General features: G+C 60.0%; 13 protein-coding genes and 1 pseudogene. 5 read left to right on the top strand and 9 right to left on the bottom strand.

The features are described from left to right. Positions 1-279 precede the first annotated feature (279 nt). Positions 280-1,056 carry an ABC transporter substrate-binding protein gene (locus WBB95_RS28020; protein ID WP_424490529.1) on the bottom strand — a complete coding sequence of 259 codons (777 nt, stop codon included), beginning with the start codon at positions 1,054-1,056 and terminating at the stop codon, positions 280-282. 188 nt (positions 1,057-1,244) lie between these two features. Further along, a complete protein-coding gene (gene deoC, locus WBB95_RS28025) occupies positions 1,245-1,928 on the bottom strand; it encodes a deoxyribose-phosphate aldolase (RefSeq protein WP_424490530.1) in 684 nt (227 codons plus the stop codon). An 80-nt stretch (positions 1,929-2,008) separates the two neighbouring features. On the opposite strand from deoC, the gene deoR reads away from it, so the two are divergent. Further along, entirely contained in the window at positions 2,009-2,803 is a 795-nt protein-coding gene (gene deoR, locus WBB95_RS28030) for a DNA-binding transcriptional repressor DeoR (protein ID WP_424490531.1), read from the top strand. Positions 2,804-2,810: 7 nt separating this feature from the next. On the opposite strand, the gene WBB95_RS28035 is transcribed toward deoR, so the two are convergent. The 4 genes from WBB95_RS28035 to WBB95_RS28050 form a co-directional block, all read right to left on the bottom strand. Next, complete coding sequence (locus WBB95_RS28035) at positions 2,811-3,884, bottom strand: aldose 1-epimerase family protein (RefSeq protein ID WP_424490532.1); 1,074 nt, start codon at positions 3,882-3,884, stop codon at positions 2,811-2,813. Next, on the bottom strand, positions 3,881-5,212 hold the full coding sequence (gene fucP, locus WBB95_RS28040) for an L-fucose:H+ symporter permease (protein ID WP_424490533.1): 1,332 nt from the start codon (positions 5,210-5,212) through the stop codon (positions 3,881-3,883). The genes WBB95_RS28035 and fucP overlap by 4 nt, the downstream gene beginning before the upstream one ends. 57 nt (positions 5,213-5,269) lie before the next feature. Then, positions 5,270-6,190, bottom strand: coding sequence for a ribokinase (gene rbsK, locus WBB95_RS28045; protein WP_424490534.1), 921 nt, complete (start codon positions 6,188-6,190; stop codon positions 5,270-5,272). 192 nt (positions 6,191-6,382) lie between these two features. Continuing rightward, positions 6,383-7,222 (bottom strand): SDR family oxidoreductase, encoded by an 840-nt coding sequence (locus tag WBB95_RS28050; protein ID WP_424490535.1) that lies wholly within the window; start codon positions 7,220-7,222, stop codon positions 6,383-6,385. Positions 7,223-7,626: 404 nt separating this feature from the next. On the opposite strand from WBB95_RS28050, the gene WBB95_RS28055 reads away from it, so the two are divergent. The 4 genes and pseudogenes from WBB95_RS28055 (at position 7,627) to WBB95_RS28070 (ending at position 16,294) form a co-directional block, all read left to right on the top strand. After that, on the top strand, positions 7,627-11,406 hold the full coding sequence (locus tag WBB95_RS28055) for an Ig-like domain-containing protein (protein WP_424490536.1): 3,780 nt from the start codon (positions 7,627-7,629) through the stop codon (positions 11,404-11,406). 12 nt (positions 11,407-11,418) lie between these two features. Beyond that, positions 11,419-14,136 (top strand): annotated as a pseudogene (locus tag WBB95_RS28060) (Ig-like domain-containing protein); the annotation flags it as partial. A gap of 88 nt (positions 14,137-14,224) precedes the next feature. Further along, a complete protein-coding gene (locus WBB95_RS28065) occupies positions 14,225-15,133 on the top strand; it encodes an OmpA family protein (RefSeq protein WP_424490537.1) in 909 nt (302 codons plus the stop codon). 228 nt (positions 15,134-15,361) lie between these two features. Next, positions 15,362-16,294, top strand: coding sequence for an OmpA family protein (locus WBB95_RS28070; protein WP_424490538.1), 933 nt, complete (start codon positions 15,362-15,364; stop codon positions 16,292-16,294). A gap of 57 nt (positions 16,295-16,351) precedes the next feature. On the opposite strand, the gene WBB95_RS28075 is transcribed toward WBB95_RS28070, so the two are convergent. From WBB95_RS28075 to WBB95_RS28085, 3 genes are all read right to left on the bottom strand, one after another. Then, on the bottom strand, positions 16,352-19,963 hold the full coding sequence (locus tag WBB95_RS28075; RefSeq protein WP_424490539.1) for a transporter substrate-binding domain-containing protein: 3,612 nt from the start codon (positions 19,961-19,963) through the stop codon (positions 16,352-16,354). 74 nt (positions 19,964-20,037) lie between these two features. After that, on the bottom strand, positions 20,038-21,522 hold the full coding sequence (locus WBB95_RS28080) for a TolC family protein (RefSeq protein ID WP_424490540.1): 1,485 nt from the start codon (positions 21,520-21,522) through the stop codon (positions 20,038-20,040). A gap of 2 nt (positions 21,523-21,524) precedes the next feature. Next, on the bottom strand, positions 21,525-22,766 hold the full coding sequence (locus tag WBB95_RS28085; RefSeq protein WP_424490541.1) for an HlyD family type I secretion periplasmic adaptor subunit: 1,242 nt from the start codon (positions 22,764-22,766) through the stop codon (positions 21,525-21,527). Between the last annotated feature and the right edge of the window lie 16 nt (positions 22,767-22,782).

Below are 22,782 nucleotides of genomic sequence, written 5' to 3' on the forward strand. Positions count from 1 at the left end.
GTTAGCCGTGTTGGGCCATGGATGGCCCGTCACGGCGGCCCACGGATTCAAGCCGGAGTGCGGGCATGCCGAGCCACAGCGAGGCACCGAGTGGAGGGGCAAGAGCGTTTTGCTTACTTTTGCGCTCTATCAAAAGTGAGCCGCTGTAAGAGCGGAACCCAAATCAGCCATAACCAAAACAACGGATATGTACCCTTTTCACGCGTCAAACATAAGGACGCCATCGCAGGCAAGCCAGCTCCCACAGTTAACCGGAGTTTCCGCAACACTCAAGACCAATCAATCCCCATAAATATCAGACTTGAAATACTGCTCCGAAATCTTCTGATACTCCCCATTGGCCCGAATCCCATCGATGGCCGCATTCAACTCCCCCACCAACCCCGCATTACCCTTACGCACCGCAATCCCCGCGCCCTCGCCCACGTATTTCGGGTCCTTGAGTTCCGGCCCGACAAACGCATAACCCTTGCCACGCGGCATCGACAGGAAATCACTCAACGGAATAGTGTCAGCAAAAATCGCATCCAGGCGCCCGGAAGCCAGGTCCATGTAGATCTCTTCGTTATTGCTGTAGCGCTTGACGTTGATGCCCTTGGGCTCAAACACCTCGGTGGCATAACGGTCAGTGGTCGTGGCGCGCTGCACGCCGATGGTCTTGCCCTTGAGGCTGGCATACTGATCATCCACCACGGCGCCGTCTTTCATCACCAGGCGCGACGAGGTGAAATAGTATTTGTGGGTGAAGTCCACAGACTTCTTGCGGTCTTCATTGATGGTCATGGACGACAAGGCCATGTCAATTTTCTTCACCTTGAGGGAAGGAATCAGACCGTCGAACTCACCTTCCACCCACACGCATTTGACCTTCATCTGCGCACACAACGCGTTGCCGATGTCGTAGTCGAACCCGACGATCTTGCCGTCCTGGGTCTTGGACGCGAACGGTGGGTACGCCGCCTCGATGCCGATTCGCAGGGTTTTTTCGGCCGCCAGCACGTGGCTGGAAGCGAGCAGGCTGAGGGCCAGGCCGGTAATGAGCGCGCGTGTCTTCATGATCAGGGTCTCGCAAGTTGTTGTTGGTTTGGCAAGAAAGACGAAAAAGCTAAAGCATATTTATACTGATAAATCCATATTGGACTTTTGTGTATTAGACGTCAATCAACCCAAAACAGGCGCAACCCAGTGGGTTTATCGCAGACAAAAAAAAGCCACTCAATCGAGTGGCTTAATTTTTCAATCCATCAGTAGCCGGCCGCGCTCGCCGGTTCGCCGCTGACGATGCTCACACCTGAACTCGTACCCAGGCGCGTGGCGCCCGCCTCGATCATCGCCACGGCCGTCGCGTAATCACGCACCCCACCCGACGCCTTGACGCCCATGTGCGGGCCTACGACGCCGCGCATCAACGCGATGTCTTCCGGGGTCGCGCCGCTGCGGCTGAAGCCGGTCGAGGTTTTCACGAACGCCACGCCAAGGTCGCGGCAGATTTCGCAGGCGCGGGTCTTTTGCGTGTCGTCCAACAGGCAGGTTTCGAGAATCACCTTGAGCGGCACCGCGCCGCAAGCCTGTTGCACGGCGGCGATGTCGTCGCGCACCGTCTCAAGCAGGCCCTCACGCAGGGCGCCGATATTGAGCACCATGTCGATCTCGCCCGCACCGGCGGCGATTGCCTGCCGGGCTTCGAAGGCTTTACTCTCGCTTAGCCCGGCACCCAGCGGAAAACCGACCACGGCGCAGACTTTGACCGATTGCCCCGCGAGCAACTGCGCCGCGTAAGGCACCTGACCCGAGTTCACACAAACGGAATAAAACCCGTATTCCAGCGCTTCGCTGCACAGCACAGCGATCTGTTGACGCGTGGCGTCAGGCGCCAGCAACGTATGGTCTATAAACTGTGCAAGTGCTGCAGGTTCGATCGGGCTCATAAATAGGTCCTGGTGAAGACACAAAAGGGGTGCTGTGCGTTAGAGGCCACACCTTGAATATGTTAATATAATAACACTTAATGTTTAAATCACAACAAATCGGAACGCCTGTGGAAAGCAAACAATCGGAACGCATCAAACTGATCCAACAAGCCTTGCAGGACCAGAAAGCGATCCATCTGCGCGAGATGGCCGCGTTGCTCGACGTCTCTGAAATGACCTTGCGCCGCGACTTGAATCGCCACCCGCAGACTTTCCATCTGTTGGGTGGGCATATCACCCTGGCCTACGACCCCAGCGACGCGCCCGACTACAAGGTCAGCGAACAAGGCGCCCGCCACGTTGAAGAAAAACGCCGGATCGGCAAGCTCGCGGCGGCGTTCATCAAGAGCGGCGACACAGTGTTCTTCGACTGCGGCACCACCGTCCCCTATGTGATCGACTTCATACCCGACGAGCTGGAGTTCACGGCGGTGTGCAACTCGCTCAACGTCCTGCTCAAGCTGCAGCAAAAAACCAACTGCACCATCGTGCTGTGTGGCGGCACTTTTCATCGCAAAAACCAGGTGTTCGACCATGCCGACGAGAGCAGCATCCTCGACAGCGTGCGCCTGACCTGGGCGTTCATGTCCGCCGCCGGGGTGAGCGAGACCTTTGGCGTGACCTGCTTCAACTTCAATGAAGTGGGGGTCAAGCAGAAGGTCTTGCGCCAGGCCCAGCACAGCCTGTTGCTGGCAGACCACAGCAAGTTCGACGCGGTGCGCACCGCACATTTCGCCACCCTGGAACAGTTCAGCGTGGTGATCTCCGACAAGAAAATTCCGAAACACTACCGCGAACTGATCCTCAAGAACGGCGCGCAGTGCGTGGTGTGAACTGCACTCAGTCGCCCCATTCGCGGCCGAGTTGGTGGCGTTCCTCAGGCGATAAATACCCGGTGGTGACGCTGAACGCAGCGCTCTCCCCGGCAGCGAGTGAACGCACGTTACCTTTGGCTTTTTCCACCCGATAGCCTTCGGGCTCGCAGGTGGCGGGCAACACAAAGGCGGCGACCGCTTGGTCGGCGTTGTGCAGGATCCAGCGCGTCGCATGGGAAAACTGCTCAGACCGGTAGCGTGTGTAAAAGGCTGAACCTGCCGGATGGTCGAGCAGGAAATGCGCATGGCCGCCAGCATCTGCGGGAACGTCTTCAAAGAAGCAGACGATTTCCGGGTCGTATACCGCCGGCGTGTCCAGCGTGCTCAAGCGTGACGGCTCCTCGCTCAATTGCGCGATGTAAGCCGACCACTCGGGTGTCGGTTGCACATGCGCGGGAACACTTTGCCGAACACGCACCCGCGCCCCGGCCAACGGCTGAACCAGCCGACCGTCAGGCACGTAGGCGTAGTTCATGTGCGCCATGTACATCAGCTCCATGGCCTTGCCCGCCAGATTGGTCACCTGCATGCCGATGTCGAACACGCCCGAATCGGCCCGCAAGGTGACCGAGGGCATAGCCTGGTAGTGATCACCAAAGCCTTGCACGTATTCATACCGCCCACAGAGCCGCAGGTAGGCGCCCGCCGCGTCTTCGCCGACTTCCAGCCACGCAGCGTCCATCGGTGCGCAGGGCATTTCGCCGTGCAGCGGGTGGTCATCGTCGGGCGCCGGGCAGCCGTTGCGCAGCAGCCCTGCGTGAAACATGAAGCAGCCGTAGGTGCCGATGACCGTCGGGCTGGGCTTGGGCTGGCTGAACATATTGCGCATGGTCAAGTCGCAGCCATCAAACAGTGCCGACCAGATCATCTGGCCCTGATAAGGCAAGGCCACCACGCGCCCACGGGCATTTTCCAAAGCCAGGGCCTTTACGCCACTGGGGTACGTCCAGGCCAGCACACGAAAATCGGCCGATTCCAGCAGGACTTTCTCAGCCCCGCCGAACTGGTCGGGTGACACCGCGACGGTCATGGTTTTCATGAGGCCACCGCCGCGCCGGCTTGCAACTGCGTGGCGCGAGTGTGGCGCATGCACGACCAGGCGTAGGCGACAATCACCACAAAGCACAGCAACGGCACGGTGTAGGCCAGTTGCATGTTGCCGTGGGTGGCGTCCGACAGCAGCCCCTGGAACACCGGAATCACGCCGCCGCCGACGATGCTCATCACCAGCAGCGAACCGCCGACGCCAGTGTCTTCGCCCAGCCCGTCAATGGTCAGGCCATAGATGGTCGGCCAGCACGGGCCGAGGAAAATGCTCACGCCCACCGCGGCATACACGGCGCTGATATTCGGCACAAGAATGGTGTAGGCCAGCAAAACGATGGTCAGCACGCCGTAGATCGCCAGCACCTGGGCCGGGTGCAATTTGCGCATCAACAGATTGGCAATCATCTTGCCGACGAAGTACGCCGCAAACGTTGTGAGCAGGAACCACGAGGCGCTGCGCTCATTCATCCCGCCCATCTGCATGGCCAGGCGAATGGTGAAGCTCCACACCCCGACCTGGGCGCCCACATACAGAAACTGCGCCAGCACACCGAAAGTGAAACGCGGGTTCTTCGACAGCCGTGAAAGGCTCTGCCCCAGGCTACGCGTCTTGACGTCGGCCTTGGCGTTGCCACGGCATGCCGGGAATCTGGTGATGGCGATCAGGATGAACATCAGCACCAGCACGGCGATCATCCATTTGTACGGCAGCAGCGTCGACTGGATCATCTCCAACTGCTGGATCGCCGCCTCGGAGGCGCTCATTTGCGTGAGCTGTTCGCGGGTGGCGTCGGTGTCCTTGAACATCACGAAACTGCCGACATACACCCCGGTCATCGCGCCGAACGGGTGGAAGGTCTGGGAGATGTTCAAACGGCGGGTGCCGGTTTCACGCGGGCCCATCAACGTCGAGTAGGTATTGCAGGCGGTTTCGAGAAAGGACAGCCCGCACGCAATCACAAACAGCGCCATCAGGAACATGCCGTAGGTGGCGGTCGACGCTGCCGGAAAGAACAGCGCGCAGCCGAGCATGTACAGCAACAGCCCGGTGAGGATGGTGCTTTTGTAGCCAAAACGCCGCACGACCATCGCCGCCGGAATCGCCACGAAAAAATAGCCCAGGTAGAACGCTGATTGCACGAATGCAGTCTGGAAATCACTGAGCAGAAAAGCCTTCTTGAAGTGCGCGATCAGCACGTCATTCATGCTCGCCGCCGCCGCCCACAGGGCGAAAATACTGCACAGCAGCAGGAACGCGAACCAGGGCGTGCGGTTGAGGTAGAAACCATCCGGGGTCTGTTGGAGCGGGACTTTTGTCATTGTTATTCTCCGTGGTAAACAGCGCGCGCCAGCGCTGGGCGGGCGGCGATTGTGGGATCAGACGTGGTTGAAAAACTGCGCGAAGGCGTCGGCGTCCGGGTAGGAACTCTGAGTGCCCAGCGCGGTGACCGAGCAGGCGGAATACGCGACCGCGCGGGTCATGGCGGCACGCATGTCGCCGGCCTGGCTCCAGTAATGGGCAAAGCAGCCAATGAATGCATCGCCGGCACCGGTGGTGTCGCGCGCGACGACCGTGCGCCCCGGCACGTGGAACTCGCCCTCCTCGCCCACGTACAGCGCGCCGTGCTCGCCAAGGGTCACAATGACGTGGCGAATGCCTTGCGCGTTGAGTTCACGCGCAGCAATCAACGCGCTGTCAGGGCCGTCGACCGGCTTGCCGGTGATCAGCGCCAGCTCGCTTTCGTTGGGGATGAAAAAATCCAGCTGCGCCAGGTGATCACGGCTCAAACCCGCGACGGCAGGCGCCGGGTTGAGCAACACCGCGATGCCATGGCGCTTGGCAAATTCTATGGCGTAGTAAACGGTCGCCAGCTCGATTTCCAGTTGCAGCACGATCAGGCTGCACTCACGCAGCGCCGCCTCGGCCGCGTCGATATCGGCAGGTTGCAAATGTGCATTGGCGCCTTTGACGATGAGGATGCTGTTGTGCGAGTCGCCCTGCACGAAAATCGGCGCCACGCCACTCGACACGCCCGCCACGCGCGTGACATAGCGGGTGTCGATGCCATGCCGCTGGAAATTGGCGAGGGTGTTATCGGCGAACAGGTCATCGCCGACCTTGGTCAGCATCAACACCTCGGTGCCAAGCTTGGCGGCGGCCACCGCCTGGTTGGCGCCTTTGCCGCCGCAGCCCATGGCAAACCCGGGAGCCTCCAGCGTCTCACCCTGGCGCGGCATTCGGTCGATGTAGGTGATCAAATCCACCATATTGCTGCCGATGACTGCGATCTTGTTCATGGGTTTCTTTACCTTGTGCACGTCGTGGCAGGCACCATGACGTTATTATTTTTGTTATTTAAATAACATTTGATGTGATTATTCAATCTTTTTCTGATGAAGGCACATGAAAACTGAAAAGCGCCCGTTTGCTTGCACGCCAAAAAAAAGCCACTCGAATGAGTGGCTTTTTTTCATGCACAGCGCAGCGGTTCAGACAGGCGTGCCCGGCTTGATGTCGTACGCCTTCTGTACAAGGTCGGCACGCGTGCCGAGCGCTTCGGCACTCTTGCGCGTCCAGGCGGCGTCCATCTGCTTGCGTTGCTGGTCAATGATTTGCTTTGGCTCAACATTGCGATAAGTGTCAAGCGCCCCGGTGATCACGCCAATGGTCGTTTCGAATACCGGCTCCGGGTCGTACTGCTCATGCATAAACGCGAGCTTGCTGTAATCAAACAGGCGCGTGGCGGGGTCGTCCTGCCAAGTCTTCCACGTCTCAAACATCCGGTCATTGAAGCCCGTCAGGAAGGGCCCGGGGTTGACGGTCGCCACCTCGATTCCGAACTCCCTGAGTTCCAGGCTCATCGCTTCGGCGATGGCCTCCACCGCATGTTTGGAGGACGAATAAGCGCCTGCAAACGGATCGGCGGTCAGGCCCGCAACCGAGGACATAAAGACAATCTTGCCGCGTTTTTTCAGCACCATTTTCTTGGCAATCAGCTGCGTCAGCATCAACGGGCCAATCACATTGACCTCGTACTGGCGCCGCAGGTTTTCGGCGGGAATATCGACGGTCGCCCCCCCCTCAGAAATGCCCGCGTTGTTCAGCAACACGTCGACATCCCACTCGGCAGCTTTCAAGCGATCACCCGCATGGGTGACGTCGAGCTTCTCGATGCGCAACGCAACGCCCCGGCGCTTGGCCTCCTGTTCGAGCGCATGAACCTGCGCGACTATCTCAACACCGGCGATAACCTCCAAGCCTTTTTCAGCGAGCCTCAAGGCCACTTCATAACCAAATCCCGTACCTGCTCCCGTTACTAGAATCTTCATGGATGTCTCCTGGGGGTGATAGTGAAAAGGCGGCTGCAAGCACAGCGCACTGCGTCAGCACATGGTTTATCTGGCCGAATGAAAGGCGCGTGCGTTCAACAAAACGATTCAGCGACTGACGAATGGTGCCGAGGCCGGCGGCCGTGGAGGCTTCAGCGGGCGGCAAAACATCCAGTCTCGAACGCGGGATGGCTGCAGGCGGTGTCTTTGTGGCCGGGCGCGTGCGGGCCAACGGTTTCTATCGCTGGGGTCCTGCCGCTTTGGGACAGGTCTCATATCTCCCAGCTTCCCACTCCCTCAACATTTGCCTCATTCCAATGCACTCACAGAGCGTGCGTTGGCTGATCAGGTTGTGCGGCTTTCCTTGGCGGCACATCGACCCAACTGTCGAATGAGGCATGAGAGTGAATACAAACGCAGTGAATATCGCCGTCGTTGATGGCAAAACCATTACCGAGGCTACTGAGCTTCGGGCCAACCCTCAGGGTCATCCGGTACGGATCAAGGCCGTTGCCAATGGCAAGTACATCCTCGCTGAAGGCGACAAGGGTGTCGCGCCGGAAAACATCACCATCAAGCGTGTTGGCAAAGACCTGCACGTTGCGCTGGAAGGCACGGACCCGGATCAACCGCAACTGATCATCGAAGGTTTCTTCGACGCTGCCGGTCAACTGGTTGGCGTAGCTGAAGACGGTGCCTACCACGAATACATTGCCTCGGATGCCGAGCCGGATCACGAAGCGGCCTTCCTCATGGACGGCGTGTCCGCTCCGCAGGTGCTGGGCGCCGAGCAACTGGACGGTTTTGATGGCCTGGTCGCGGCAACGGGCATTGGCTGGTTCTGGCCCGCGCTGCTGGGCCTGGGCGCATTGGCTGCCGCCGGTGCAATCTGGGCGAGCAACCGCGACGATGGCGGCCACCACGACGACCTGCTGATGCCGACTGTCCCAAAACTGGACGATGTCGAAGACAACGTCGGCGACAAGACCGGCAAAATCGAAAACGGCGACACCACCGATGACACCACGCCGACCTTCAGCGGCACCGGTACACCCGGCAACACCGTGATCATCAAGGACGGCGACAAGGTCATCGGCGAAGTCGTGGTCGGCGGCGACGGCAAGTGGGAGTTCATTCCCGAGACTCCGCTGGCAGAAGGCGACCACACTATTGTCGTGGTAGAAAAAGACCCGGCCGGCAACGAAAGCGAACCTTCCCCCGGCTTCGAGTTCGTTGTCGACGCCACTGCCCCGGCGCAGTCTGAGATCAAACAAGCGCTGGACGATTTCGGCGATCACACGGGCCTGATCCCGCAAGACGGCGTTACTGACGACAACACCCCAACCCTCAGCGGCACCGCCGAGGCGGGCTCAACCGTTGAAATCTTCGCCAACGGCGAAAAAATCGGCGACACCGTGGCCCTCGCAGACGGCACGTGGTCGTTCACCCCGTCCACCGCCCTGGCCGACGGCGAATACAGCTTTACTTCGGTGGCGGTGGACGCCGCCGGTAACCGTGGCTTGCCGTCCCTGCCTTACGATTTGATCGTGGATACCCGTGGCGAGCTGATCAAGATCGACCATGTCATGGACGACGCCGGCACCCTACTCCATGAGCTGCAAACGGGTGACGTCACCGACGACACCACCCCGACCCTCAGCGGCCAGGCCACACCAAATTCTCAGGTCAATATCTACGACAATGGCCTGCTGATCGGCAGCGCACCCGTAGACGCCGATGGCCAGTGGACCTTCACCCCGGACACGCCACTGGCCGAAGGTCAGCATGGTTTCACCGCCACCGTCGTGACCCTGGCGAACGGCGAAAGCGCGCCAACACCGGTTTTCGACCTCGAAATCGACATCACCGCACCCGGCAAACCGGGCGCCGATGGCAACGGCGGCATCGACGAAGTCGACGATAACGTCGGCCTGATCCGTGGCCCAATTGAAAATGGCGACTCCACCGACGACCCGACGCCAACCCTCAGCGGTGGCGGCCAGGAGCCTGGTGGCACAGTCATCATCAAAGACAACGGCACCATCATCGGTACCGTTCCGGTCAAGGACGACGGCAGTTGGGAGTTCACTCCCGACCCAGCGCTGCCTGATGGCGATCACGATTTCAGCATCATCGTGACCGACCCGGCCGGTAACGCCAGCGAAGAGTCGGACCCGTACAAAGTCATCATCGACACCCAGGCACCTGCTGCCCCTGCAATCACCAGCGTGCTCGATGACCAGGGCGACCACACCGGCAACCTTGCACCCGGCGAACTCACCGACGATTCCAAACCGGACATCAGCGGCACCGCAGAAGCTGGCAGCACCGTAATCATCTACGACAACGGGGTTGAAATCGGCCGTGCACCTGTCGACGCCAGCGGCAACTGGACATTCACCCCTGAGTTCCCGCTGAGCAACGGCCCGCATGAGCTGTCTGCAAAGGCTCAGGACCCGGCCGGCAACGTCAGCGAGCCGTCCAATCCGTTTGACTTTGACCTGCTGGCGGGTGGCGCTCCCACTGCGCCAGCCATCACCGGTGCCCTCGACGCTTTCGGCGACAAGACCGGCAATATCTCCCCAGGCGGCGTTACGGATGACAAGCGCCCGACCCTCTCGGGTACCGGTGAGCCAGGCAGTACCGTCAAGGTGTATGCCGATGGCGTATTGGTGGGCACTGGCCAAGTGGGCAGCGATGGCCACTGGACCGTTCCATTGACCAGCGACCTGCACGAAAACCTCAACAACATCACCGCCACCACCACCGATGCAGTCGGCAATGTCAGCCCGGAAACCGCGGCGTATCCGGTCATCCTCGACACCACCCCGCCAGCGGCCAGCGCCGAAACCCTGACCGATGATGTCGGCCCGATCTTCGGCACCATCCACGACAAGGACACCACCGACGACAACACCCCGACGGCCAGCGGCAACGCCGAGCCTGGCACAACCGTGATCATCTATGACAAGGGCGTAGAGATTGGCCGCGTGCCCGTCAAAGAAGATGGCAGCTGGAGCTTCACCCCGACGACTCCGCTGCAGGACGGCGACCACAGCTTCAGCACTATCGTTGAAGATGCAGCGGGCAATCACAGCCCGAAAAGCGACGAAACCGAGTTCACCGTCGACACCAGCGCGGTGCAGATCAGCATCACCCGGGTGTTTGATAACGAAGGCACCCTGACCGGCCCGCTGCAAAACGGCGCCGTCACCGATGACACCACGCCGACCCTCAGCGGCCAGGCCACAGCCAACTCGCAGGTCAATATCTACGACAACGGCGTATTGCTGGGCAGCGTCACATCCGACGCCAACGGCAAGTGGGCATACACTCCGACCACCCCGTTGCCGGAAGGCGACCACAGCTTTACCGCCACCGTCGTCACCGCCGGGGGGGGTGAAAGCCTGCCAACCGGAAAATTCGACATTGAAATCGACACCACTGCACCGGGCAAGCCAGGCGCTGAGGGTAACGGCGGCATCGACCTGATAGACGACAACGTCGGCCTGATCCGTGGCCCGATTGCCGATGGTGATTCCACCGACGACACCACCCCGACCCTCAGCGGTGGTGGCCAGGAACCGGGCGACACGGTGACCATCATCGACAACGGTACCGTCATCGGTACTGCGCCGGTCAAGGATGACGGCAGCTGGGCGTTCACCCCCAACCCGCCGCTGAACGACGGCGACCATGATTTCAGCATCATTGTCACCGACCCGGCCGGCAACGCCAGCGAAGAATCCGATCCTTACAAAGTCATCATCGACACCCAGGCACCGAGCAAACCGGAAATCACCACCGTGTTTGATGACCAGGGCGACCAGACCGGCAACATCAACCAGGGCGACACCACCGATGATGCCCAGCCGCAGATCAGCGGTACCGCCGAGGCTGGCAGCACCGTGATCATCTACGACAACGGCGTTGAAATCGGTCGCGTTCCTGCCGACGACAGCGGTCACTGGACGTTCACGCCCACTTTGCCTTTGACCAACGGCCCGCATGACCTGTCCGCCAAAGCAGAAGACAAGGCCGGTAACGTCAGCGAGGAATCCGACCCGTTCGACTTCAGCCTGATTGCGGGCGGCGTGCCTGCAGCACCGGCCATTACCGGTGCACTGGACGATTTCGGTGACAAGACCGGTAATATTTCCCCTGGCGGCGTCACCGATGACTAGCGCCCGACCCTCTCCGGTACCGGTGAGGCAGGCACTACCGTCAACGTGTACTCAGATGGCGTTCTGGTAGGTACCGGCACCGTTGGCAGCAACGGCCAATGGAGCGTTCCACTGACCAGCGACTTGCACGAAAACCTCAACAACATTACCGCTACTACCACTAACGGGGCCGGCAACGTCAGCCCGGAAACCGGTGCGTATCCGATCATCCTCGACACCACCCCGCCAGCGGCTAGCGCCGAGACGCTGACTGATGACGTAGGCCCGCTTATCGGCACGATCCATGACAAGGACACCACCGACGACAGCACCCCGACTGCCAGCGGCACGGCTGAGCCGGGCACCACAGTGATCGTCTACGACAAGGGCGTAGAGATCGGCCGCGCACCTGTCGAAAAAGATGGCAGCTGGAGTTTCACCCCTACTACCCCGCTGGCTGACGGTGACCACAGCTTCAGCACCATCGTTGAAGACGCTGCAGGCAACCAAAGCCCGAAAAGCGACGAAACCGAGTTCACGGTCGACACCAGCATGGTCGAGATCAGCATCACTCAAGTATTCGATAACGAGGGCACCGTTACCGGCCCGCTGAAAAACGGTGGGGTCACTGATGACACCACGCCGACCCTCAGCGGCCAGGCCACAGCCAACTCGCAGGTGAATATCTACGACAACGGCGTGCTGCTGGACAGCGTCACCTCGGACGCCAGCGGCAAGTGGGCATATACCCCGAAAACCGCGCTGGCCGAAGGCGGCCACAGCTTTACCGCCACGGTGGTTACCGCTGCCGGTGGTGAAAGCCTGCCTACGGGCAAATTCGACATCGAAATCGACACCACGGCCCCTGGCAAACCGGTTATCGACGAAGTGAAAGATGACGTCGGCCTCATCCAGGACCCGGTAGGCAAAGACGGTACGACAGACGACAGTACCCCGACGCTTGTCGGTAGCGGCCAAGAGCCGGGCGATACGGTGACCATCAAGGATAACGGCACCGTCATCGGCACCGCGCCGGTCAAGGATGACGGTAGCTGGGAGTTCACCCCCAACCCGCCACTGAACGACGGTAAACATGACTTCACCGTTATCGTGACCGACCCTGCAGGCAACGCCAGTGACGAGTCCGATCCGTACCCGGTGAATATCGACACCACAGCGCCGGTGGCCAAGGCGACCGTCGATAGCATGAGCAAAGACAGTGGCGCCAACCACAACGACTTCATCACTAACGATGGTTCGGCCGGGCGTTTGATTCAGGGTTCTTTGAGCGCTGCGCTGGGAGCAGGCGACAAGGTCCAAGTGTCGGTTGACGGCGGTAACACATGGCTTGACGCCAATATGAATGGCACAGACAAATGGAGCTTTGTCGATCAAAGCAGCCATAGTGCCAACTGGGAAATCAAGACACGAGTATTGGATGCTGCTGGCAACCACAATGATGCCGCACAGGCGGTGACGCTGGACCAGGCGGTCGAAGCGCCAACCGCTATTTCTTGGGACGGCCAAGCGATCCATGTCGAGTTCGCCAGTGACGGAGTCAAGGTCGGCGACACGTTGCACATCATGGTTGATGGCATTGCAATTGAACACACACTGAATGCCAGTGAAGTTGCCTCGGGATCAATTGACCATCATTGGCCATCTTCCATCAATGACGCACCCGCAGATATGCGTGCCGCGCTGATTGACGATGTGGGCAATATCTCGGATTACCGCGTGTCCACCAAAGCAACCGTGAATACGTTTACCGAGAATTTCAATGGCCAGGCCACTACGGCTTTTGTAGTCGGCCACACCTACACATTGAACGACTTCACGGTTACCGCCGTGCACATGAATACCGGCTGGAATACCGGGTTCGGCATTTCCAACATGGCTGGAACACCCTCTACCAGCACAGCCCTTGAGCTCGGAACCGCAGGTGCAATACTTCGCCTCGACATCACTAACCCAGAGCCCGTAAATACAGTCTCATTGACCGTTGGCGACCTTTCCACGAACGAACAACTCACGGCCATCTTTCGAGATGCTGCAGGAAATGAAGTCTATCGGGAGGTATTGACCTCTGCCGATGGCCGCTTGGCCAAAATCACCTGCGAACTTCCCTATGGGGAGGAATTCAAATCGGTTGATCTGGTGCTCGCAGACGGCCCCTCCGCCACCACCTACATATGGATCGACGATATCAAATTCGGTCATTACGACTATCAGGCACAAAGCAGCGTGGAGCCTTCTGCGGCAAACCAGACGATCACCGACGCCGGCGCATATTTGGGCGGTGATGAGGACAATACGTTCTCGATTGCCGACGTCACTTTGTTGAATGCCAGTACCAGTGGAGTAACCGGCAATGGTGGCCTCGACACCCTCAAACTGAGCGGTAAGGACCAGGTTCTCGACCTGACCAAGCTCGGTGAAAAGATCTCCTCTGTAGAGGTCATCGACCTCACCGGCACCGGCAACAACACCTTGAACCTTTCGTTGAGCGATGTGCTGGAACAAGGTGGCACTTCATTGTTCACTGAAGACGACAACGTGCAAATGATGGTCAAGGGCCACACCGGCGACAAGGTCAACCTTGATGACCTGCTGGTCGACGGCACCGACCCAGGCAACTGGGCCAACTCTGGCCAGGTGACCGTGGGTGGCGTGGTGTACGAGGTGTATCGCCACGACTCGCTGGATGCCGAGTTGCTGGTGCAGCAAGGCGTGCAAACCAACCTGGTGTAAGCCCGAATGGGGCGGCACCCGAGTGCCGCCCTCTCCCCTTTTTTCAAAACCCCGGGCACCGGTCGGTGTCCGTGGTGGAGTCATAAGCATGTTTAAACACACTACGATCTTCCATGTCGCGCTGTTGAGCGTCGCCCTGTGCAGCGCGCCTTCGGTTATGGCTGAGGGCGCTTCTCCCAAAGCGTTCGGCAGTCAGTACACCCCGGTGGCGCCGGTTTCCAGCGGTCAGGCGCAAGTGGTGTATTACCGCGCACCGGCCGCCAATGTTCAGGCCGGTGCCGCGCATGTCTACGTCGACCGCGAGTTTCAAAGCGCGTTGCTGCCGGGTGGTTACAGCGCATTTTGCGTCACACCGGGCCAGCACACCCTCGGCGCCTACCTCAACGATGCGCCGCAGTACAAAGGCAAGAACGCCGATGTTTACAGCGCTCAATTGACCGGTGGCATGACCTACTTCCTGAAAGTCAGCGAAGGCGCCAACACGACTCCCCAGGCCGTACCGCGTGACCAGGCCGAAATCGAACTGGCGGCAACGCACCAGCAGGTGCATGCACTTTCCCGCGCTTCCCACGTGGTCGCCTGTGACTACCAACCCATGCCCGCTGCAGCGTCGTACAAGGACTACTCACTGTCCGGTGACGTGCTGTTTGCCTTTGGCAAATCCGGCTATGCCGATATCTCGGTCTCGGGGCGTAAAGCCATTCGTGACCTGATCGGCCAACTGCGCAGCGAACACGCCAAGCTTGAGCAAATTGAAGTGATCGGTCACACCGACGCCATCGGCAAACCTGCAGCCAACCATGCACTGGGCCTCAAGCGTGCCCAAACGGTACGCCGCCTGTTGCTCGACGGTGGCCTTGCCGCCACCCACATCAACGCCAGCAGCGCAGGTTCGAGTGAACCGGTCAGCAGCGATTGCCAAGGCTCGCGCGCTGAGCACGTTGCCTGCTATGCGCCGGACCGTCGCGTCGTCGTAAGGGTTGATTTGCTGCCGTAAGCCCCTTCACTTTGCAGCAGACCGGCGTAGCCATCTACGCCGGTTTTTTTCCGTCTTGAAAACTGCTTAAACCCTCTATTTACGGGCTTATGAGACGGGTCTCATAGAGCCGCCAAAAGCCTTTGCGCAAAATAGGTTCAAGGCAGCAGAGCGATTTTAGGCCTGCTGATTTATCCACTCTTGATCCCTTTCAGGTGCCGCAGAATCGGTGCCCATGGCGCACACCTCATGACTTTGAATCACTCATCTTTCCCCGCCGTCGCAGTGCTCGGTTCCCTTCTGCTGTGGACCCACATGCCCGTTGCAGCCAGTGCCAACAACGGCACGGGCAAAGCGTTCTACACCGCGTATCAAGAGGCCGCACCAGTGGCCGTCGATCAGGCGCAGGTTATCTATTACCGCCCAGTGTTGAGTGTGCAGCGCCAGGGCGCTGCGCATGTGTACGTCGACCGCCAGTTTCATACCGGCTTGCTGCCGGGTGGCTACACACGCTTTTGCGTGGCACCGGGCACACACACGCTGGGCGCTTACCTGGACGACGCGCCTACATACCAGGGCAAGAAAAATGACCTTTACCAGGCCCACCTGCACGCTGGCCAAACCTACTTCCTGCGTGTGCGCGAAGACGGCAGCACCTTCCCGCAACCAGTCAGCCGCGAAGAAGCCACACCCGAGCTGAACAGCACCCGCGCGCAGGTGCACGTCCTGTCCAGAGTCGACAGTGTGGAGGCTTGCCGTCATTACGCGTTCTTGAAAAACAGCGGCCCAACCAAGCAGTACGGCCTGAAAAAGGACGTGCAATTTGCACCGGGGCAGGTGTCACGCCAGTACATTTCCGGCAGTGGCCATGAGGCCATCCGGCAACTGCTCGAAGCGTTGCGCAAGGACCAGGCGCAGATCAAGCATATCGTCATCACCGGCCACACCGACCCGATGGGCAATGCTGCGCGCAACGAAATGCTCGGCCACCAACGGGCCGACACCGTTAGCGAAATGCTGGTGGACGCGGGTATCGCACAAACACTGATCAGCACCGAAAGCGCCGGCAACCGCGAGCCGGTGGTGAGCACCTGCTATGGCACCCCTGAAGAACAAGTCGCGTGTTATGCACCAAACCGACGTGTGACCATAAAAGTGGAGCTGAACCAGAACCAGCCTTGAATACTTGAAAAAGGCCTACCTCCATCATCTGCAGCTGCGCGGTATGAAGTGCTGAAGTCAGCTTAACAGGCGTTCTTCGAGTGCCTGGAGGCTGGCCTGGAGGGTCTCCGCCGCCGGGTAACACGTTGGCAGCGAACCTGCCTGCGCTGCACTTTCAAGCGCGCCGCAGGCCGCGCTCAATTCAGCGTCCCCGGTCAGGTACGCGCCGCCGCGGATTTTGTGGGCCAGTTTGCCCAGGCCTGCGACGTCGCCCAGCGCCAACAATCGGGTCAGTTCAAGCGCGTCCTCGCGATGGGTCTTGAGGATCTCCACCACCAGCGGCCCATAGGACTCAGGACTGAGCAGGCGGATTTTCTCCAATTCGCCACCCTTATTGCTGGCAGCCGCCAGTGCGCGGCGCTCACTTTGTTGCGCCACGTCGCCAATCAAGGGTGCCAGCGTTTCAATACCGATGGGTTTGAACAGGCAGCGGTTCATGCCGGCCGCGAGGCAGCGCTCCACCACTTCGGACTGTGCGTTGGCGGTCAGGCCAAAAATCGGGTGGGCGCGCTGTGCCATGCCCTGTTCCCAGTCGCGCATGCGCCGGGTCAGCTCGTAGCCGTCCATGCCCGGCAGGCCGCAGTCGGTAATGGTCAGGTCGAACAGCGGGCTCGCCTGCTCCCATAGGGCCAGCGCCGATTCGCCGTCATCGCAAGGCACGGCGTCGTGGCCCAGGTATTCCAGTTGTTGGCAGAGCAGCAGGCGGTTCGGTGCATGGTCTTCCACCACGAGGATTTTCAAGCGGTGGCCGGAAGGCATCTGAACCGTTTGCAGCGCTTGGTCTTCAGCGATTTCGGCGAGTGGCGCTTCAAACACCAAGGTAAAGCGCGAGCCTAGCCCTGGCTGACTGTCGACGCTCAATTGCGCCTCAAGCAAACGCGCCAGACTGACGCAAATACTCAGCCCCAGGCCAGTTCCCCTGGCGCGGTGTTCGCCAGGGTCGGCCTGCACGAATGGCTCGAAAATCTCATGCTGCTGCGTAGTCGTCAGCCCCGCGCCGGTGTCACTGACCTGAATTGCAAAACGGCCATACCCTGCGTTGCGCGCATCTGGCAGCTCACGTAATAACAGCTGGACACTGCCCTGCCCGGTGAACTTGATCGCGTTGCTCAGCAGGTTCGAAACGATCTGGTTGAGCATCAGCGCATCAATCATCACGCCGTGGTGAGTGACCTGAGTCGACAGCGTGTAATCCAGCTGTTTTTTGCGGGCGTTGGTGGCAAATAGCGTGTGCAGCGACTGCATCAACTCAACCAGGTGAGTCGGCCTTGGCGACGGTTCCATCGCCCCGGCCTCGATCTTCGACAAATCCAGAATGTCGCCGATCAGCGACAACAATGACTGTGCCGATTGGTGCGCAACCTCCAGGTTTTCTTCCCTCTGCGCGGGTGTACCACCGCGTAGACGCAGCATTTCAATCAGGCCAATCAAAGCGCTGATGGGCGTGCGGATCTCATGGCTCATGCTCGCCAGGAACACCGACTTGGAACGGCTGGCCTCCACCGCCGTTTCGGTCGCCAGGCGCAGTTGCTCGGTCAGGTGCGCCCGCTCGGTAATGTCCAGCCAGCCGCCGATCAAGCCGACATAACGCCCGGCGCTGTTATGGAATGGCAGTACCCAGTGGTACAGCTGAAAAGACTCACCTTTGACCTGCACCTCCAAGTCGCCAAAGGTCGGCTGGCCCTCTTTGAGAATGTCCAGGTAAAACTGGTGATACCGCGTAATCAGGTGCGGGCTGACGTGATCACTTTCCAGCAAGGTCTTGCCGACCACTTCGTCTGCGCTGGTTTGCAAGAAGTCCAGGTAAGCCCGGTTACATTGCACCAGCCGCCCTTCTTCGTCCCGCACGTACAGCGCAACCGGCGCACCGTCGATCAAGGTGCGGGTAAATTCCAGCTGGTCGCCAAGGGCCTGCTCGGCCTTTTTGCGCTGGTTGATCTGCACGCGCAAAAAGTAGTTCCAGATCAAAAATACCAGCGCAAACAGCGCGGCGCCGCCAATCACGGTGTACACCGTGTCTTTGTATGTGCTCCAGGGACTGGCGATGGCCGGCACGACGTGGCTGCTCCAGCGGTCGGTCATTTCCTGCAGTTCTTCCGGCGAGGTTTCCAGCAACGCCTGATTGATGATGTCCTTGAGCAGCAGCTTGTCCTGGGCAACCGCCATCGCGATTCTGGCGGGCGCCTGGCCGAACACCGAGGCGATGTGCAGGTCCTTCTGAAAGTGATAGTTGATGAAATAGTCGGCACTGAATTGAGTTTGCACGCTGCCCGCCACGTCACCGGCCATTAACATCTCCAGGCCGCGGGTCGCACTTTCGACCGGCACCTTGGTGATAGCGGGGTAATGCTGGTCGGCCCAGGCGGACAGCGGGTTGCCCACCGGCAGGGCGAGTTTGAGACCGTTGAGTTCTTCAAGGCTGCGAATATCGGCCTGCGCCCGGCGTGTCACCACCACAAAGGGGCTGAGCAGGTAGGGCCGGGTGTATTGGCTGGGTGAGAGACGAAAATCACCGATGCTCAACGCCGCAATCATGTCGGCCTGATGCTGATCCAGGCGCGCGACCATATCGCCCACGCCGGTGCTGCGCACCCACTCGAACTCAAGCCCGGTGCGCCGGGTAATCACCTTCAGCAGGTCGGCGCTCAAGCCTTGCAGGCGGTTCTGCTCATCAAAAAACGTCAGCGGTGCGTAGGTGCCCGTCACCAGCACCCTCACCTTTGGGTGTGCGGCAATCCACGCTGTTTGTTCGGGGCTTAATTCCAGAGAACGGTGGGCTATCACAAAGTTGTTGCTCAACCCCCAGCGCGAAGTGATGCGCAGCATGCCTGCAACCGGAAATGCCGCCAGGGATTGGTTGATTGCATTCAGCAATTGCGGGGACCGGACGCTGACCGAGAAATTGATGTCGGCAATGTTCGGCGATACGGCGTTGCCGGCAATGGCGAGCTTATTACGGTAGAAGTGCGAAATCAGAAATTCGGCGGTGATCGCGTTGGTGCGCAGGGCGTCGATCTGGTCGTAGGCCAGCGCCGCCATCCCGTTCAAACGGCTGGTGTAGCGAATCAGCGTGCTGTTGGGATATTGCTGATGCAGCGGCCCCTGCTGTGTGTCGTTATCAAAATAGGCCAGGCGCCCACGCGCAATATCAGAGCTGGCGTCATGGGGCTCGTTGATGCGCCGCACAATCACCTGACGGTTCAATAGATAGGGTGTGCTGGGAACCGTCAGCGGATCCGTCTGGGTCACATCGTTGAGCCCCAGCATGTCCACCTCGCCCCGCGCCATGGCCTGCAATGCCTCGGCACGGCTGCCATAACGCTGCATTTCAAAGGGCACACCCATGGTTTGCTGCAACAAACCCAACACATCAGCCGTAACACCCTCGAACACGTCGGGTTCATAGCCCACGTGCAACGGTTGCCGGGCGCCGCCCCAAAACGCGACTCGCACGGTGGAGCGCTTGTCGAGCCAGCCCCGTGTGTCGGGACTAAACGCCACCTTGGGCGCCAACACCGGCGTGCGAACCCGCAGCTGTGCAGGCTCCATGGCCCAAGCCGAAACGCTCGCTGCCCAGAGCAGCAACAGGCTGAGGGAGAAGAAAAACCCTTTCATTACCGATGGGTTCAAAGTGTTCCATTCCATTGAAATGCGAATAAAGACGAAGTCTACACACCTTGCCCAGTGTAGGAATATTCCCGCTTTCAGCGCCCGTCCTGTAACCAGCGCGCCAGCGTGCCGGCACTCGCATATTGGCGAACAATCGATTGGTAGCCATCGAAGCGGTTGCTGATTTCGCTGACCTGGTTGCCGTAGTGGTCGTTTTCGGCGGTCAGCACATCAAGCAAGGTGCGCTTGCCCAAGTGGTGCCATTGCTGGAAGAACGCATCGCGAATACGGTCCGACTCCGCCGACAACTCACGGTACAGCTCGGCACGCTCCAGTTGGGTGCGCGCATCGTTGTCGGCCGTACGGATGCGAAATTCCAGGTCCAGGCGTTGCTGCTCAGTTTCCTGACGGCTGGCATCGGCACGCTGCAAGGCTGCACGTTCGGCGGCGCGGGTGGAGCCACCACGGAACGCGCCCCAGGTCACGCTCAGGTTGGTCTGCCACGGTTGTTCGCGGCCGATTGAATCCTCGGCGGTGTTCTTGCTGATCACCCAGTTGAGTTGCGGCAACCCGGAAGCGCGCACCGCCTCAGCTTGTAAGTCTGCCGATTCAGCCTGGGCGGTGGCCTGGCGAATCGTCGGGTGGTTCTTGGCAGCGTCCAACAGGGTTTCAAGCTGGGTCAGGCCGATGTTCCACTCTTTGCTGCGCGGAATCGGAATCGGCCGTTCGCCCACCAGCTTGCGCAGGGTGATTTGCGCATCACGCACCTTGGCTTCGGCGGCATCACGCAGCGCCTGGGCCTGCAGCATTCGCGCCTTGGCCTGGGTCAATTCGCTGGCCCGGCCCTGGTCCACGGCGACGATGCCGGCGAGCATCTTCACCAGCTCTTGCATGCGGTCGGCAAACTGCTGGCTGAGGTCAACGACGATCTGCTGCTTGCCCATCTCAATCAACGTGGTCACCACTTCATACCCGGTGTTTTCCATTTCGGCAGCCAGGCTTTCATCCGCCGCCACCGCCAGCTTTTTACGGCTATCGATGGTGTTATCCATGCGTCCCCAGTCATAAACCATGGTCGACACCGCCAGGTTGATGCCGCCACTGCCCTGCTCGTTGTCCTTGCCCTTGCCGAACTGCATGGCCTGGGTCTGAGTGCCGACGTCAACCTGCGGCCAGCGCTGGCCTTTGGCTTCATCCACATCAGACTGTGAAGCCTGTTGTTCTGCCTTGGAACGCAGCACTTGCGGGCTGCGGTTGATCGCCGCTTCCACGGCACGCCGGAAAATGCCGCGCAGTTCCAGCTCCGACGGTCCGGTATTGATCTGTGCACCCTGAGCGCGGGCTGCCATGCGTGCTGGCAACGCCGCGTACGCCACGGCGGATACGCTGTGAACCTGTGGCGCCGTCACGGCGCGCGCCGGCGCGGTGGGTTTGGCGGTTTCGGCAGTCACGGGCTGAAAGTTGAGCAAGTCTGCTTGCCCCTCGGCCTGGGCCGGGCTGAGCCACAACCCGCCAAACAGGCACAGCGAGGCCAGATGGGCGGCCAGTGTCGACTGTGCGCCCGCAAATTTAAACGTCATGGTTAGCGCTCCCGGAAAGCTTCCCGGGCCTTGAGCACGGGTTTGAGCAGGTAATCGAGAATGGTTTTTTCGCCGGTGCGGATTTCGACCGTGGCCACCATCCCGGGAATGATTGGCAGGGGTTTGCCACCCGCCTCAAGGCTGCTGCTGTCGGTGAGGATCAGCACGCGGTAGTAGGTGTCGTCAGCACGGCCGGCGGCGGCTTTCTGGTCATCCTTGAGGGTGTCCGGGCTGATGTGTTCGACGGTGCCTTTGAGGCCGCCATAAATGCTGTAGTCGTAGGCAGTAATCTTCACCGTGGCCGCCAGGCCCGGGTGCAAAAACGCGACATCAGCGGGGCGTATCTTGCCTTCCACCAGCAACTGGTCTTCCAGCGGCACAATTTCCAGGATGTGCTCGCCGGGCTGGATCACCCCGCCCACCGTATTGACACGGACGTTTTTGACAGTGCCACGGACTGGGGCGGTGATGGTGGTGCGCTCCAGCACGTCGGCACGGCCAATCAAACTTTCACTGGTTTGCGACAACTCCAACTCAAACTTCGCCAGCTCGGCGTTGGCTTCAGCTTGATAGCGGTTAGTGCGCTCGACGATCTGCGACTTGATTTCATTGGCCTGACGGCGCATGCGCAAGATCTCCACCTCGGACATCAGGCCCTTGGCTGCCAACGGCTCGGCCAACTGGATCTCACGCATGCTCAAGGCATAGCTGCGTTGCAGGCCGCCAACACTTTCGTTCAAGGCATTTTTGCGGGCGTTGTAAGCCTGGATTTCCTGCTGCATCACCGCCTTGTCGGTTTTCACCATGTCATCGAACTCCAGCGGTTGCTGGTACGCCTCGGCACGCAAACGGGTGATGCTCGCCTTAAGGCCGATGACCTTGGACAAGGTTTCGCGGTAGCTGGCCTGCGCACGGGTCGCGTCGATCTTGAGCAGCACCTGGCCCTTATCGACCACATCGCCTTCGCGCACATTCATCTGCGCGAGAATCCCGCCTTCCAGGCTCTGGATCACCTGCTCGCGGCTCTTGGAAATGACCTTGGCTTCGCCCTGGGTAATTTCTTCGACACGGGCGAAGTACGCCCACACCAGGCCGCCCACTAGCACCGCGGCAATCAGGTGCAACACCAGGCGCGAGCCGGGTGTGGTTTGGGTCAGCAGCGACTCCTGGACATCATTCATATAAGACGCGTCACCCGGCAACAGAGGCGCACGGTCTCGGCGGTTAAACAGTCTGCGAATCATTGGCCCGCCTCCACAT

The sequence above is a fragment of the Pseudomonas sp. genome (genome assembly GCF_049645325.1).
GTDB lineage: Bacteria > Pseudomonadota > Gammaproteobacteria > Pseudomonadales > Pseudomonadaceae > Aquipseudomonas.